General features: G+C 69.7%; 19 protein-coding genes. 11 read left to right on the top strand and 8 right to left on the bottom strand.

Annotated features, from left to right (window positions below; translation table 11 throughout):
- Positions 1–5 precede the first annotated feature (5 nt).
- The 6 genes from HQ306_RS13995 to HQ306_RS13970 form a co-directional block, all read right to left on the bottom strand.
- On the bottom strand, positions 6–719 hold the full coding sequence (locus HQ306_RS13995; RefSeq protein ID WP_222632066.1) for a phosphatidylserine decarboxylase: 714 nt from the start codon (positions 717–719) through the stop codon (positions 6–8).
- Between the two features lie 110 nt (positions 720–829).
- The gene (locus tag HQ306_RS13990) at positions 830–1102 is read right to left on the bottom strand and encodes a GlsB/YeaQ/YmgE family stress response membrane protein (RefSeq protein WP_056073977.1); all 273 of its coding nucleotides are present in this window, start codon (positions 1100–1102) and stop codon (positions 830–832) included.
- A 141-nt stretch (positions 1103–1243) separates the two neighbouring features.
- The gene (locus HQ306_RS13985; protein ID WP_222632064.1) at positions 1244–2458 is read right to left on the bottom strand and encodes a sorbosone dehydrogenase family protein; all 1215 of its coding nucleotides are present in this window, start codon (positions 2456–2458) and stop codon (positions 1244–1246) included.
- Entirely contained in the window at positions 2458–2925 is a 468-nt protein-coding gene (locus tag HQ306_RS13980) for an SRPBCC family protein (RefSeq protein WP_222632062.1), read from the bottom strand. The genes HQ306_RS13985 and HQ306_RS13980 overlap by 1 nt, the downstream gene beginning before the upstream one ends.
- 43 nt (positions 2926–2968) lie before the next feature.
- Positions 2969–3421: a hypothetical protein gene (locus tag HQ306_RS13975; protein ID WP_222632060.1), complete on the bottom strand. Its 453-nt coding sequence runs from the start codon at positions 3419–3421 to the stop codon at positions 2969–2971.
- Positions 3412–3951, bottom strand: coding sequence for an RNA polymerase sigma factor (locus HQ306_RS13970; RefSeq protein ID WP_231476391.1), 540 nt, complete (start codon positions 3949–3951; stop codon positions 3412–3414). Before HQ306_RS13970 ends, HQ306_RS13975 begins: the two co-directional genes overlap by 10 nt.
- A 122-nt stretch (positions 3952–4073) precedes the next feature.
- Here HQ306_RS13970 and HQ306_RS13965 point away from each other — a divergent pair, with 122 nt between their 5' ends.
- From HQ306_RS13965 to HQ306_RS13940, 6 genes are read left to right on the top strand one after another with little or no spacing between them, the layout of a single operon-like run.
- The gene (locus tag HQ306_RS13965; protein ID WP_222632058.1) at positions 4074–4559 is read left to right on the top strand and encodes an Asp23/Gls24 family envelope stress response protein; all 486 of its coding nucleotides are present in this window, start codon (positions 4074–4076) and stop codon (positions 4557–4559) included.
- Positions 4556–4942: a hypothetical protein gene (locus HQ306_RS13960; RefSeq protein WP_231476392.1), complete on the top strand. Its 387-nt coding sequence runs from the start codon at positions 4556–4558 to the stop codon at positions 4940–4942. The genes HQ306_RS13965 and HQ306_RS13960 overlap by 4 nt, the downstream gene beginning before the upstream one ends.
- A complete protein-coding gene (locus HQ306_RS13955) occupies positions 4939–5259 on the top strand; it encodes a hypothetical protein (protein WP_037186113.1) in 321 nt (106 codons plus the stop codon). The genes HQ306_RS13960 and HQ306_RS13955 overlap by 4 nt, the downstream gene beginning before the upstream one ends.
- 23 nt (positions 5260–5282) lie before the next feature.
- Positions 5283–5462: a DUF2273 domain-containing protein gene (locus HQ306_RS13950; RefSeq protein ID WP_027506261.1), complete on the top strand. Its 180-nt coding sequence runs from the start codon at positions 5283–5285 to the stop codon at positions 5460–5462.
- Positions 5455–6279, top strand: a complete 825-nt coding sequence (locus HQ306_RS13945) for an Asp23/Gls24 family envelope stress response protein (protein ID WP_222632056.1) — start codon at positions 5455–5457, stop codon at positions 6277–6279. Before HQ306_RS13950 ends, HQ306_RS13945 begins: the two co-directional genes overlap by 8 nt.
- A complete protein-coding gene (locus tag HQ306_RS13940) occupies positions 6276–6827 on the top strand; it encodes a hypothetical protein (protein ID WP_222632054.1) in 552 nt (183 codons plus the stop codon). Before HQ306_RS13945 ends, HQ306_RS13940 begins: the two co-directional genes overlap by 4 nt.
- A gap of 10 nt (positions 6828–6837) precedes the next feature.
- Here HQ306_RS13940 and HQ306_RS13935 read toward each other — a convergent pair whose 3' ends face one another.
- Positions 6838–7218 (bottom strand): DUF1304 domain-containing protein, encoded by a 381-nt coding sequence (locus tag HQ306_RS13935; RefSeq protein ID WP_222632052.1) that lies wholly within the window; start codon positions 7216–7218, stop codon positions 6838–6840.
- A gap of 205 nt (positions 7219–7423) precedes the next feature.
- Here HQ306_RS13935 and HQ306_RS13930 point away from each other — a divergent pair, with 205 nt between their 5' ends.
- Positions 7424–7753, top strand: coding sequence for a hypothetical protein (locus HQ306_RS13930; RefSeq protein WP_155957051.1), 330 nt, complete (start codon positions 7424–7426; stop codon positions 7751–7753).
- 25 nt (positions 7754–7778) lie between these two features.
- Here the strand turns inward: HQ306_RS13930 and HQ306_RS13925 are convergent, their stop codons facing one another.
- Positions 7779–8189, bottom strand: a complete 411-nt coding sequence (locus tag HQ306_RS13925; protein WP_056441446.1) for a DUF5997 family protein — start codon at positions 8187–8189, stop codon at positions 7779–7781.
- A 178-nt stretch (positions 8190–8367) separates the two neighbouring features.
- Here HQ306_RS13925 and HQ306_RS13920 point away from each other — a divergent pair, with 178 nt between their 5' ends.
- Genes HQ306_RS13920 through HQ306_RS13905 form a run of 4 tightly spaced genes read left to right on the top strand, consistent with a single transcriptional unit; the run spans position 8368 to position 12851 of the window.
- A complete protein-coding gene (locus HQ306_RS13920; RefSeq protein ID WP_222632050.1) occupies positions 8368–9294 on the top strand; it encodes a LysR family transcriptional regulator in 927 nt (308 codons plus the stop codon).
- 38 nt (positions 9295–9332) lie between these two features.
- Positions 9333–11024 (top strand): FAD-dependent oxidoreductase, encoded by a 1692-nt coding sequence (locus tag HQ306_RS13915; protein ID WP_027506267.1) that lies wholly within the window; start codon positions 9333–9335, stop codon positions 11022–11024.
- 31 nt (positions 11025–11055) lie between these two features.
- Complete coding sequence (locus HQ306_RS13910; RefSeq protein ID WP_222632049.1) at positions 11056–12510, top strand: ATP-binding protein; 1455 nt, start codon at positions 11056–11058, stop codon at positions 12508–12510.
- The gene (locus tag HQ306_RS13905) at positions 12507–12851 is read left to right on the top strand and encodes a UBP-type zinc finger domain-containing protein (protein WP_222632046.1); all 345 of its coding nucleotides are present in this window, start codon (positions 12507–12509) and stop codon (positions 12849–12851) included. The genes HQ306_RS13910 and HQ306_RS13905 overlap by 4 nt, the downstream gene beginning before the upstream one ends.
- Positions 12852–12914 lie beyond the last annotated feature (63 nt).

The following is a 12914-nucleotide window of genomic DNA, read 5'->3' as shown; positions in this document are numbered from 1 at the left end:
CGCGCTCACGGAAGCTCGGCCAGAACCGTCTCGGCTCCGATGGCGCGCTGCCCGACGATCACCGCCGTCCGCGACCCCTCCGGGAAGTAGGTGTCGACGCGCGAACCGAAGCGGATCAGTCCGTAGGTGTCGCCGATGGTGAGCGAATCGCCCACGGACGTGGTGTTGACGATGCGTCGCGCGAGCAGTCCGGCGATCTGTACGACCGCCAGGTCGTGACCCGATGGTGTGCGCAGATGCATGCTGGTGCGTTCGTTGACCTCGCTGGCGTCGGCGAGGTCGGCCGACAGGAACTGTCCGGCCTTGTGCACCACGGCCTCGACCGTGCCGGACACCGGGACGCGCTGGACGTGGACGTCGAGCACGGACAGGAAGATGCTGACCCGCGGCAGCGGAGCGGTGCCGAGGTTCAACTCGGCGGGCGGCACCGCGTGGTCGACGAGTGCGACCTCACCGTCGGCGGGGGCCACGACAACCCCGGCCCGATTCGGCGGGACGCGCGGAGGGTGGCGGAAGAAGCCCGCCATGGCTCCGGCGGTGAGCAGCGAGGCGGTGCGGACGATCCGGTGGCGGCGGCCGAGTCCGGCGAGCGCCAACGGCACCGCGACGAACGGGGCACCGGCGGGATGCAGCGGCGGAATGCTGCGCCGCACCAGGTCCACGATGTGTCCTGCTCCGGTCGGTTCAGGCGTACCAGGGGGGACAGGTCTGCGGGCCACGGGCTCCTCTTACGTCGATTCGGGCACACTCTCACGGCCCGAGGGATGTGCGGACACGACTCGGGGCCCCTCACAGATTACGTGAGGGGCCCCGAGAGGTGGGGTCTGCGTCAGACGCGCGAACCGCGTCCCGTGACTGCCTTGACGATGAACAGCAGGATGATCGCGCCGACGAGGCACGTGACGAAGCTGAAGATGATGCCGCCGCCCTGGACGTCGACACCGAACGCGCGGAGCAGGAATCCACCCAGCAGGCCGCCGATGATGCCGACGACGATGTTGAGGATGATGCCCTGCTGCGCATCCGTCTTCATGATCTTGCTGCCGATCCATCCGGCGAGTCCGCCGATGATGATCCAACCGATGATGCCCAGACCCAACATGATGGAACCTCTTTCAGATCAGCTTTGCTGCCCGTGGACCGGGCATGACTACTGACCTTCTGTACCCGGCCCCGATACTCAGCAAACGTTAAGTCGGACGACGGCACATCACGATCCGGCCTCGACTGCGTGACGGCGGGCCTACTGCGGCGTGACCAGCAGGATCTGGTCGGTGTCGCCGTTGTCGGTCGTCACGAGCAGCGTCCCGTCCGGTTGTGCCGACACCGTGCGGATGCGGCCGTACTCGCTGAGAGCGGGAATCGTCGACTGCACGTCCACCGTGGTGCCGTCGTCGGAGAGATCGAGGAGCAGGACCTCCTGGCCCTTCTGCACGCCGACGGCGAGCATGCCGTTCCACGCGCCCCAGGCGTCACCGTCGAGGAACGTGGCCGACGCGGTGGCGATGGTGCTCGGGCCCGAGCTCCACACCGCGTTCCGGGCGCCGGGTACACGGTCCGGATCGGTCATCGCGACGGACTCGTCGTAGCCGCCGCCGCGGTCCGGGCGGTACCCGTAGTTGCCGCCCGCCGCGAGGAGGTTCACCTCGTCGTCCCGCGACGTGCCCTGTTCGACGGAGAAGATCTGATCGGTGCCGGGCCGGGCGGCCAGTCCCTGGACGTTGCGGTGGCCGAGTGTGAAGACCGGGCTCGCGGGGTCGGGATTGCCTGCGGCCGGTGCGCCCGTGGCGGCGTCGACCCGGAGGACCTTGCCGCCGAGCGACGTCGGGTCCTGCGGAACGGTGCCCTGAGCCGAGTCGCCGGTGCCGATGAACAGGGTGCCGTCGGCGTTCGCCAGCACCCGGCATCCGCCGTGGCGACCGGAGGTGACCGGGAACCCGGAGATGACGGTGCGCTCACGCGTGAGGCTCGCGTAGTCGTCGGCCACCGTCCATGCGACCACGCCGATGGTGGGGTCGTCGCCTCGAATGCCCTGGCAGGAGTACAGGGTCCGGTCGGTCTCGAAGGTCGGTGACAGTGCGAGGCCCATCAGACCGGTCTCCGATCCGACGAACAGATCGCCGAGATCGGCGCTGATCGGTGTCGGCTCACCACCGGGCCGGATCGCGGTGAAGCGGCCGGGGCGCTCGTCGAAGATCACGGTGCCGTCCGGCGCCCGGACCACGTCCCACGGATGATCGAGCCCCGTGGCCAGTGAGGAGACGACGACGTTCGGGACGGCGTCCGCGGCGTCCGCGGATGTCGGTCCCGGTGTCGTTGCCTGCGATGTCGGCGATTCGGGGGTGCCGGCCGCGGGGGAGGCGTCGGACTCGGTCGTGGTCGAGCACGCGGTCGTCGCCAGAGCAGCGGACAGGGCGAGGCCGGCGAGGGCGCGGGTCGTGCGGGCGCGAGGGGTCATCACTTCACGGTACGAGCAGAACTCTCGGCCGCGTCCTTGATCTTCGCCAGGGTGGACGCCATGCCCCGCTCGAGTTCGGCCTCGAAGTTGCGTGTGCCGCCCAGCACCAGTCGCACCGCGGTGTCGGAGACCCTGGTGGTGCCGCCGGGTGCCTCGCGACGCTCGGTCACGCGTGTGCCCGTCTCGGTCGGTTCCAGGAAGTAGGACCACACCGTGTGGTTCTCGGTGATGCGGAACGCGAGCAGTCGCTCGGGCTCGAGGCGCACGATCCGCGACGTCGTGGGCCACACGAGGGGTCCGCGCCGATTGACGTTGAGCGTGCGGGTGCCCACGCGCAGCGGGCCGAACACCTTCATCACCGCGCACTGGGGGCTCCACTCACCCATGCGCTTCAGGTCGGACACCACGGACCAGACCGCGCTCGGCGGTGCATCGATGTCGACGCTGACGGACAGGGGTGTGGCCATGGAGTTCTCCCGGTGTGTTCAGGCAGGCTGGGTGGTGACGCCGTCAGGGTAGTAGGACGTCCACGACGTGCACCGCGACGTCCTCCGCCGTGAGAGCGGTGCCGAGCGTGGTGTTCACCGCGTCGGCCGTCCTCCCGGTCAGTGTCACCGCCAGCGCGGCCATGTCCTGGCCGTACGTCACGGCGATGTCCAGGGACACCCCGGTACACCGGCGTCCGTCGACGTCGAGTTCGATGCCCTTGACCCCGCAGGGCAGTTCCGACAGGGCGTGGGCGATGGACAGGAGCACCAGGTGGTCGCCCACCCGCAGCGAGTCGCCGTCGACGAAACCCGGGTGCGAGGCGTCCAGCGCGCGTGTCCGCCGAGCCGTCGCGCGGAGTGCGGCGAGGATCGCCGTGCTGGCCTGGACCCAGGACGGCACCTCCTCGTCTCGGAGTTCCTGTGCGGCGCGGCTGAGCACGGGATCGTCCGGCTCGTCCGCCGTGTCTAACGCCATGACGCCATCCTCTCGCTCAGAGTGGTTCGTGCGCGGGTGACCTGACCGCGCACCGCGGACGGCGACATGGACAGGATCTCCCCGATCTCGACATGAGTCATTCCCTCGACCTCGCGGAGCAACCAGCACGAGCGCTGCATCTGTGGCAGTGCCCCGAGGGCCACGCGCAGCTCGGCGAGGAACCCCGATTCCGTCGCCCGCACCTCCGGATCGTCCGACACGTCGCTGACGGCGTCGTCGAACAGCCACTCCTCGTGCGGACGGGGGATGCGGCGCCGCGTGGCGTCGATGGCCTTGTGTGCGGTGATGCCGAACAGCCATGTGCGCAGCGCCGAGTCGGACCGGTAGTTGCCGAGGCTCTTCCAGGCCGCGACGAACGCGTCCTGGACCACCTCCTCCGCGACGCCGTCGTCACGCAACATGTTGCGGGCGTACCGGAACATCGCGGGACCGTGCGTGCGGACGATCTCCTCGAACGCGCCGCGGTCACCGATGACCGCAGCGTCGACGAGAGCCGCATCGCTGTCCACGGAGCAGATTCGAACCAGCGGGTGTGAAACGACAGTGGTGTGGCATACATCACATCCGCATACGTTTTCCTCGGTCCGCCTCGACTTACTCCCGACACAACGAACCCGAAAGGATGACGTAGATGACGACAGCACAGGGATCCACCACGTCCACCACCGCCACCGGCTCGAACGGTGCGCTGGACAAGAAGACCGACTCCACCGGTGCACTGGTCGCGTCCGACGGCCGCACCACCATCGCGGACGTCGTCGTGTCCAAGATCGCCGGCATCGCCACCCGTGAGGTCCAGGGCGTGCACGACGTGGGCGGCGGCGCGACCCGCGCCATCGGTGCACTGCGCGAGCGCATCCCCGGCGCCCGGGTCAACCACTCGCAGGGCGTGTCCGTGGAGGTCGGCGAGAGCCAGGCAGCCGTCGACATCGACATCGTGGCCGACTACGGCGTGTCCATCGCGGATCTCGCGGCGGGCATCCGTCGCAACGTGATCGACGCGGTCGAGCGGATGACCGGCCTGCAGGTCACCGAGGTCAACATCACCGTGCACGACGTCTTCCTGTTCGGGGAAGAAGACGAGCGCGACGACGCAGCACCCGCACGCGTTCGATGAGCCCCGCGGCACCGTCGGGCAGCGATCGCGCCGATCTCGTCGCGGACGCGGTCGTCGCGGTGGACGGAGTCGCCTCGTTGCACGGCGGGATGTTCGGCGAGATCGGCACCTACCTTCCCGGTAGGCGCGTCGCCGGGGTCGCGATCCGGGACGACGGGACCGAGATCCACATCGCCGTGACCCCGGACGCCGTCGTACGCGAGACGGCCGACGCGGTTCGCCGCGCCGTCCGTGCGGTGGTCGATGCCCCGGTGCACGTCGTGGTCGAGGACGTGGCGTCGCCGTCGGACGGCGGCGCCGACACAGGGTCCTCCGGACCGGAACCGACCGAGTCCTCCGAGCCGGGGTCGACCTCGGCTCCCGGGGGTACTCTCCGCCCGTGACCCAGCCTCGTCCGCCGCACGCCGACCCCGCCTATCGCGAGGCTCGGCGTGCGGCGGCGAGAGCGCACCATCCCGACGCCGGGGGCGACGCCGAGTCGCTCATCCGTGCGTTGCGCGACATCGACGCGAAGTTCTCCCGCGGGACCGTCGCGACGCAGGTGGTCGTCGGCGTATCCCGACGACGGCTCGCCGTTCGACGCCTGTCCCGGGTCCGTCGACTGCTGCCCACGCGGCGCACCTACGTCGACCTGCCCACGAGCTCGGCCGACCGGCCACCCAGACCCACGGACCCACGTTCTCCCTCCCGGGAGAACTGACCGCTCTCCACGATCGGAGCACCATGACTTCCTCGACCATCGGCCTTCTCGCCGGCCTCCTTCTGGCAGTCGCTGCCGCAGCCGGCGGATTCACCGGATTCCTCGTCGCTCTCGTCCTGGGTGCGATCGGGTTCGCCGTCGGCGCGTACCGCGACGGAAACTTCGACCCCGAGGCACTCCTGCGAGGTCGCGGCCGTGGCTGACACCGCCCCGAGCGACACGGCGGACGGAGCGGACACCGTCTCGAAAGACCTGTCCGACAGGCCCGACCCCGGGACGATCGACCCCGCGCAGCGTGGGTCGCTCACAGTCCTCGATCGCGCGGTCGAGTCCATCGCCGACGCCTCCCTCGGTCGCACCGACGGTGTCGTCACCTCCGGCGGGAGCTTCGGCCGCAAACCGTCCCGTGTGAAGGTGACGAAGCAGGACGACCGCGTACGCGCCGCCGTCGACGTGACCGTGGCGTGGCCGCGCTCGGCGGCGTCCGTCGCCGACGATCTCCGCCGCGACATCGCGCGCGGCATGACCGACTCGGGCCTGCGCACGGATTCCGTCGACGTACACGTCGGCGACTTCGGTTCCGTGTCCTCGTCCGCCGCGCCGGCGTCGGGCGCGACTCCGGCGCCGACCACCCGTCCGCTCGCGGCTCCGGCCGCGACCCCGATCGCGATCGTGGTGTCGCTGCTGCTCCTCGCCGGGGCCGGTGTGCTGATCCGCGACGCGCTGGTCGGATTCTCCGTCATCAGCGGTCGAGAGTGGACGGCGAGCGCACTCGACTGGATCGACGGACTCACACCCCTGTCCTGGATGTTCCCCGCGGGCATCGCCGTGGCGGTCGTCGGAGTTCTCGTCGTCCTGGCCTCGCTCAAGTGGCGCGCCCGTCGGTACCGGTCCAGCGGGATCGCGGACGACGTGTGGGTGCACAAGGCCGACCTGGCGAAGGTGACCGAGCCGGAACCCACGGTGGCGGCCGCACCCGAGACCACGGCCACCCCGACTGTCGCAGGAGGCGAGAAATGAAGCGGACCACGGTGTTCTTCGACCGCCTCGGTGTCCTGATCATCGGACTCGCGCTCGTGGCTGTCGGCGGTGGCGCCGCACTGTGGCAGCGCGATCGACTCCCGTTCGAACTCACCGAGGTCGACGCGTCGGTGGTGACCGACGCGCAGGACCAGCAGTGGTGGCCGTGGGCTCTCCTCGGCGCCGGAGTGCTGATCGCGCTGCTCGTGGTGTTCTCACTGGTACGAAGGCTGCCGTCCTCAGCGGGGCGCACCCTGTCGCTGCCGGTCACCGGCGATCCCGACGGCCGCGTGACCGTCGATCTGCGATCGGTCGCTCACAGGGCGGCCGACACCGCCCGCGAGGTCGACGGGGTGAAGTCCGCGCGTGCGCGTCTGCGCCACGAGCGGTCCGACGGTCGCCGTGTCCCGGTGATCACCGTGGTGGTGCGGGCCGAGGAGTCCGCATCGCTGCGCATCGTGGCGGAGAAGTTGACGGACGTGCGCAGCGCGGTCGCGTCGGTCGTCGGCGACGGTGCCGTCGGCGTTCGGGTACTGCTCTCGGCCTGACCCTCGCGGCTCAGAGCGCGAGTGCGGTGGCCACGACGGCCAGTCCTGCCGGGACGATCTGCACGAGCGCGCCCTTCATCATCCGACGGTCGGTGCCGAGCAGAACACTGCCGGCGCCGACCATCGATCCCGCGGACACGAAGACCAGGACAGCGCCGACGGTGTGATTCCCCGCCGCCAGGTTCACCGCGCCGACCGCGGCACCCACCGCGAGGAACAGGTTGTAGAAGCCCTGGTTGAAGGCCCACCGCTCGACGACGTCGACGTGGGAGTCCTCCCGCACGCCGAAGACGTGACGGCCCTTGGTGCGGAAGACCAAGGACTCCAGAACGAAGATGTACGCGTGGAGCGCGGCGGCGAGAGCGGCCAGAACAGCAGCGACGGCGGTCATGCCGGTCAGTATGCGCCGCACCTGCCACACGGCACGGGGCCAGCACCAGTTGTGTTTTCTCACGAAGTTGTCACAGGAGCCCCGGGACCCTCGTCCGGCGCGTACGCTTCGGCCCACGGACGAGATGGTGTATCGCTCCACGATCCCGCTTCGTTACACACAGATTCGGCGTCGTGTCGACGCCCCTCGTGTCGGGGAGAACCACATGCACGACCTTCTGGCGCACCGCTCACACGCGGTCAACACCGGCCACACCGAGATGATCCGCGCGGTCTTCTGCGATGAGTTCGAGATCGGCGTGGACCAGGACGTCCTGACCACCATCTCGTGCGGCGACATCGGGCAGTGGGTGTCCGATCTGCGGTTCACCGGCCTGTTCCTGCCGGGTGAGATCGAGGCCATCGAGCGCCAGTGGAACACCGACCCCGCAGGTCTGGTCGCCGCGCTCATGGGCGGCATCGACGAGGTCGGGCGGCGCCGCTCGGCGCATCAGGCTCCGCAGGTCGACGTGGTCGCCCAGCGCTTCGTCGGCTGACCCGGCTCGCCGGGCCGCGCGTCCGTCAGCGGTTCTTCGGGGGCCTGTTGGTCTGCGCCCGGCGCGCCTCTTCCTTCTCCTTCACGCGGACGGCCTCGCGCTGCACCTCCGCGTAGTTCTCGCGTTCGGCCTTCAGCCAGTCCGGTTCCTCGGCGGACAGCGCGTCGATCTCGGCCTGCGTCATCGAGTCGGACACGTCGTTGCGCGCCAGTGCGGTGTTGGTGACGCCGAGTTTGCGCGCCACGACGTCGCGGGGGAACGGCCCCGCCGTCCACAGATCGCTCAACCACTGCGGCGGGTTCTGGCGCAGAGCCTCGAGGTCGCCTCGCGTGATGGGCTGGGAGCGGAACTCCTCCGGCGCCGCCGGCAGGAAGATCCCGAGCTTGGCAGCAGCCGTCAGAGGCTTCATCGTCTGGGCGTTCAGGTCCTGGCTCACCGCGCCAGCGTAGCGCCCGCAGGGCCGACCACGGCCGACCACGGCCGAGCGCAGCGGGAAGTCGGCCGAGCGCAGCGGGAAGTCGGCCGAGCGCAGCGGGAAGTCGGCCGAGCGCAGCGGGAAGTCGGCCGAGCGCCGCGGGAAGTCGGCCGAGCGCAGCGGGGACTACGCTGGCCCGGTGAACGATGCGACCGTCCTGCGCTGGTACATCGAGGTCGCCGAGACGCTCGCGTTCGGGCGCGCGGCGAAGGCGCTGAACATCTCCCGGCTCCGACTGAGTGCCGCGGTCAAGGAACTCCAGGACGAGGTCGGCGAACCCCTGTTCGTTCCGGGCGACGGGCCCACCGAACTCACCGAGGCCGGACGGGCTCTGCTCGACCGGGCCCGCGACATCGTGGCGGAGGACGATCGCCGCCGCGCCGAGGAGGCTGCGGCAGCGCCGGCGCGGCCGACGCTGCGGGTCGGTTTCGTTCCGGGAGTGACGGTCACGAAATGGACCCGGATCTGGGCGGATCGCCACCCCGGCACCGACCTGCAGACGGTCGTCGTCGAGGAGTCGGACCAGCTCGACGCGCTGCGGACGGGTGTGGTCGACATGTGCTTCGTGCGGGAGCCCGCCGAGCGGGAGGGGCTGCACTGCGTCCCGCTGTACTCCGAGGTCGCCGTCGTGGTGGTGCCCAAGGACCATCCGGCCGCGGCCTACGACGCCGTCACGCTCGGTGATCTCGAGGGCGAGTCGCTGCAGGACGGCTCCGACCGATCCGAGGCGACGCTGCCGACGACGCTCGAGATGGTGGCCGCAGGTGTCGGCCCGGTGCTCGTGCCGCACTCGTTGGCCCGACTGCACAGTCGCAAGGACCTGCTCTACCGGCCCGTCACCGACGCGGACCCCACCCGGATCTTCCTGGCCTGGCCCACATCGGTCGCCGCACCCGAGGAGGGAACACTCGACCTGCCGCAGGAGTTCCTGGGGGTGGTGCGCGGACGGGCCGCGCACAGCTCGCGTACCGAGTCCGAACGCGGGACACCGCCGAGGAAGAAGAAGAAGGCAGCTGCTCCGGGGCCGGCCGCCAAGCGAAGTCAGGTGCCCCGCCGACGACGCTGACATACTGTCGCCGTCGTGACGAGTGGAAAGGCGGGTTCGTGAGCGACCCAGCTCCCCGAAGTTCGGCCGGCGCGAGCAAGCCGGCCATCCTCACCGTGGACGACGATCCCGGGGTGTCCCGCGCCGTCGCCCGCGATCTGCGGCGCAAGTACGGCGAGAAGTACCGCATCATCCGGGCGGAGTCCGGCGAGTCCGCCCTGGAGGCGTTGCGAGAGATCGCGTTGCGCGGTGACCAGGTCGCGGTATTGCTCGCGGACTACCGCATGCCGTCGATGAGCGGTCTCGAGTTCCTCGAGCAGGCCATGGACATCTTCCCGTTCGCGCGCCGCGTGCTCCTCACGGCGTACGCGGACACCGACGCCGCCATCGAGGCGATCAATGTCGTCGACCTCGACTACTACCTGCTCAAGCCGTGGGATCCGCCGGAGGAGAAGCTGTACCCGGTGGTGGACACGCTGCTCGACGCGTGGCACGCCGCCGACATCCGGCCCATCCTGGAGACCAAGATCATCGCGGGTCGGTGGGCGTCTCGATCGTCGGAGATGCGCGAGTTCCTCGCCCGCAACAGGCTGCCGTACCGGTGGTTCCTCGCGGACGAGCCCGAGGGAGCGCGTCTGTTGGCGGCGGCGGGTCACGACGATCGCACGCTGCCGGTGGTGGTGTGCGCGGACGGGTCGTGTCTGCTCGACCCCACCGACACCGAGTTGGCCGAGTACTTCGGTCTGGGCACCACGCCGACGGAGGACTTCTACGACCTCGTCGTCGTGGGCGGCGGGCCCGCCGGCCTGGGCGCGGCCGTCTACGGCGCGTCCGAGGGTCTCCGGACGGTCCTCGTCGAGCGCACCGCGACGGGTGGGCAGGCGGGCCAGAGCTCGCGCATCGAGAACTACCTCGGTTTCCCGGACGGGGTGTCCGGCGCACAGCTGGCCGAGCGTGCACGTCGGCAGGCCGAGAAGTTCGGCGCCGAACTCGTCACCACCCGCGAGGTCGCGGGTGTCGAGGTCGACGGGCCGGCGCGCGTGGTGCGTCTGACCGACGGCAGTGCGATCGCCGCGCACTCGATCATCCTCGCCACGGGTGTCTCCTACCGACGGCATCCGGCGCCGGGGGTCGACGAGTTCGCCGGTCGCGGCGTCTTCTACGGCTCCGCGGTCACCGAGGCGGTCGGCTGTACCGATCAGGACGTGTACATCGTGGGCGGCGCGAACTCCGCCGGTCAGGCAGCGATGTACCTGTCGAAGTGGGCGCGGTCGGTGACCATCGTGGTGCGCGCCGAGTCGCTGGAGGCCTCCATGTCGTACTACCTCGTGCAGCAGATCGAGAAGAACCCCGTCATCTCCGTCCGCCCCTGCACCGAGGTGACCGCCGCGCACGGCGACGGCCACCTCGAACAGATCACCCTGCGCGACAAGGTCTCCGGCGACGAGGAGACCGTCGACACGGGCTACCTGTTCCTCTTCATCGGGGCGGCGCCGCGGACCGAGTGGCTGGACGGCGTGGTGGTGCGCGACCGCCACGGCTTCGTCGTCTCGGGTCAGGACCTCACGGTCGACGGGGCCCGCCCGCCGGGCTGGTCGGTCGACCGCGCACCGCACCATCTCGAGACCAGCGTGCCCGGCATCTTCGCGGCGGGCGACGTGCGCGCGGACTCCGCCAAGCGCGTCGCGTCGGCCGTCGGTGAGGGTGCGATGGCCGTCATGCTCGTCCACCGCTATCTCGCCCAACCCTGACCACCGCACGCGTCCCGGAAGCTGGATCATCATGACCGAACTCGACTGCAGCACCGAGGAACTGAAGACGCTGTTCCTCTTCGAGTCGCTCGACGAGCACCAGCTCGCGCAGCTGTGCGAGAACGGGCACGTGGAGATGATCGAGGCCGGTCCCGTGTTCGCGGAGGGCGACGACGCCACGTGCTTCTACGTGCTCCTCGACGGGGAACTGGTGCTGACCAAGATGTCCGGCGGCGAGAAGATCGAGGTGAACCGCACGTCGTCGCGGGGCGTCTACGCGGGTGCGTGGCAGGCGTACCTCGGGGACCGCGCCCCGCAGAAGTACATGTCGGGCATGGACGTGACGCGTCCGTCCCGGTTCTTCGTGCTCGACGCCGAGCGGTTCGGAGACCTGGTTCGAGAGTGGTTCCCCATGGCGGTCCACATGCTCGAGGGACTGTTCTTCGGTCAGCAGAGCAGCAAGCAGGTCATCGACCAGCGGGAGCGGTTGCTGGCGCTGGGGTCGCTGTCGGCCGGTCTGACACATGAGCTGAACAACCCGGCCGCCGCGGCGGTCCGTGCGACGGCGGCGCTGCGGGACCGGGTGTCGCACATGCGCCGCAAACTCGGCGTCATCGCGTCGGGCGTCTACGACACCGACTCCCTGACGGGTCTGATCCGCCTGCAGGACGAGGCCGCCGAACTGGTGGGCAAAGCGCCGGAGCTCACTCCCATGGAGGCCTCCGACCGGGAGGACGCGCTGGGGGAGTGGTTCGAGGACCACGGCATCTCCGACGGGTGGGACCTCGCCCCGACCTTCGTGCAGGCCGGCATCGAGGCCGACTGGCTCGAGCGCGTCGCCGCGGACACGGGGGCGGAGCTTCTCGAGAGCACGATCCGCTGGCTGAACTACACCATCGAGACCGAACTGCTCATGAACGAGATCTCCGATTCCACCACACGGGTGTCGACGCTGGTCAACGCCGCGAAGCAGTACTCGCAGATGGACCGTGCGCCGTTCCAGAAGGTGGATCTGCGGGTCCTCCTCAAGAGCACCCTGGTGATGCTCGGTCGCAAGATCGGCGACGACATCACGGTGGTCAAGGACTTCGACCCGGCGCTGCCTCCCGTCGCGGCGTACGCCGCGGAGCTCAACCAGGTGTGGACCAACCTCATCGACAACGCCGTACAGGCCATGGACGGCCACGGAACGCTCACTCTGCGCACGGCGCGGGAGAACGACACGGCCCTCATCGAGATCGGGGACACCGGCCCGGGGGTTCCCGAGGCGATCCGGTCCCGCATCTTCGAACCGTTCTTCACCACCAAGCCTGTGGGCGAGGGCACCGGTCTGGGCCTCGACATCTCGTGGCGGATCGTGGTGAAGAAGCACGGCGGCGACCTACGGTTGCTGTCGGAGCCGGGAGACACCCGGTTCCAGGTACGAATACCGATCGACGGCCCGGCCGGGGCGCCGATGCCGACCGCAGAGGAGGAAGTCGGATGAGCACGAACGGAATCGACACCGCGGTACCGCCCAGCGGCACGGGCTGCGTGGAGTGCGACGCCACCGACGGGTGGTGGGTGCACCTGCGCCGGTGCGCTCAGTGCGGCCACGTCGGATGCTGTGACTCCTCACCGTCGCAGCACGCGAGTGCCCATGCCGCGACCAGCGGTCATCCCGTCGTGCAGTCGTTCGAACCCGGGGAGACGTGGTTCTGGAACTACGTCACCGAGGAGGGCTTCGACGGTCCCGAACTCGCTGCGCCGCAGCATCATCCGATGGAACAGACGGTGCCCGGACCGTCGTCTCGGGTCCCCTGGGACTGGCAGCGCCACGTCCGCTGAACCCAACATCGAATCGTTATGGAGTTACCCGCCGGTAGGGACGAGCGGGCGGTAAGGTCTGCG

Origin of the sequence: Rhodococcus sp. BP-160 (genome assembly GCF_019836205.1) — a bacterium.
Taxonomy (GTDB): domain Bacteria; phylum Actinomycetota; class Actinomycetes; order Mycobacteriales; family Mycobacteriaceae; genus Rhodococcoides.
Note: the sequence above shows the minus strand (reverse complement) of the source record. Positions and strands in the feature narration are given on the sequence as shown.

What these genes read in the sequence shown, in the direction of transcription:
- HQ306_RS13910 (WP_222632049.1), top strand. Translation starts at nt 11,056, where the DNA reads ATGACCGAACTCGACTGCAGCACCGAGGAACTGAAGACGCTGTTCCTC.
- HQ306_RS13990 (WP_056073977.1), bottom strand. Translation starts at nt 1,102, where the DNA reads ATGTTGGGTCTGGGCATCATCGGTTGGATCATCATCGGCGGACTCGCC.
- HQ306_RS13950 (WP_027506261.1), top strand. Translation starts at nt 5,283, where the DNA reads ATGACTTCCTCGACCATCGGCCTTCTCGCCGGCCTCCTTCTGGCAGTC.
- HQ306_RS13975 (WP_222632060.1), bottom strand. Translation starts at nt 3,421, where the DNA reads ATGGCGTTAGACACGGCGGACGAGCCGGACGATCCCGTGCTCAGCCGC.
- HQ306_RS13940 (WP_222632054.1), top strand. Translation starts at nt 6,276, where the DNA reads ATGAAGCGGACCACGGTGTTCTTCGACCGCCTCGGTGTCCTGATCATC.
- HQ306_RS13935 (WP_222632052.1), bottom strand. Translation starts at nt 7,218, where the DNA reads ATGACCGCCGTCGCTGCTGTTCTGGCCGCTCTCGCCGCCGCGCTCCAC.
- HQ306_RS13960 (WP_231476392.1), top strand. Translation starts at nt 4,556, where the DNA reads ATGAGCCCCGCGGCACCGTCGGGCAGCGATCGCGCCGATCTCGTCGCG.
- HQ306_RS13980 (WP_222632062.1), bottom strand. Translation starts at nt 2,925, where the DNA reads ATGGCCACACCCCTGTCCGTCAGCGTCGACATCGATGCACCGCCGAGC.
- HQ306_RS13930 (WP_155957051.1), top strand. Translation starts at nt 7,424, where the DNA reads ATGCACGACCTTCTGGCGCACCGCTCACACGCGGTCAACACCGGCCAC.
- HQ306_RS13905 (WP_222632046.1), top strand. Translation starts at nt 12,507, where the DNA reads ATGAGCACGAACGGAATCGACACCGCGGTACCGCCCAGCGGCACGGGC.
- HQ306_RS13965 (WP_222632058.1), top strand. Translation starts at nt 4,074, where the DNA reads ATGACGACAGCACAGGGATCCACCACGTCCACCACCGCCACCGGCTCG.
- HQ306_RS13985 (WP_222632064.1), bottom strand. Translation starts at nt 2,458, where the DNA reads ATGACCCCTCGCGCCCGCACGACCCGCGCCCTCGCCGGCCTCGCCCTG.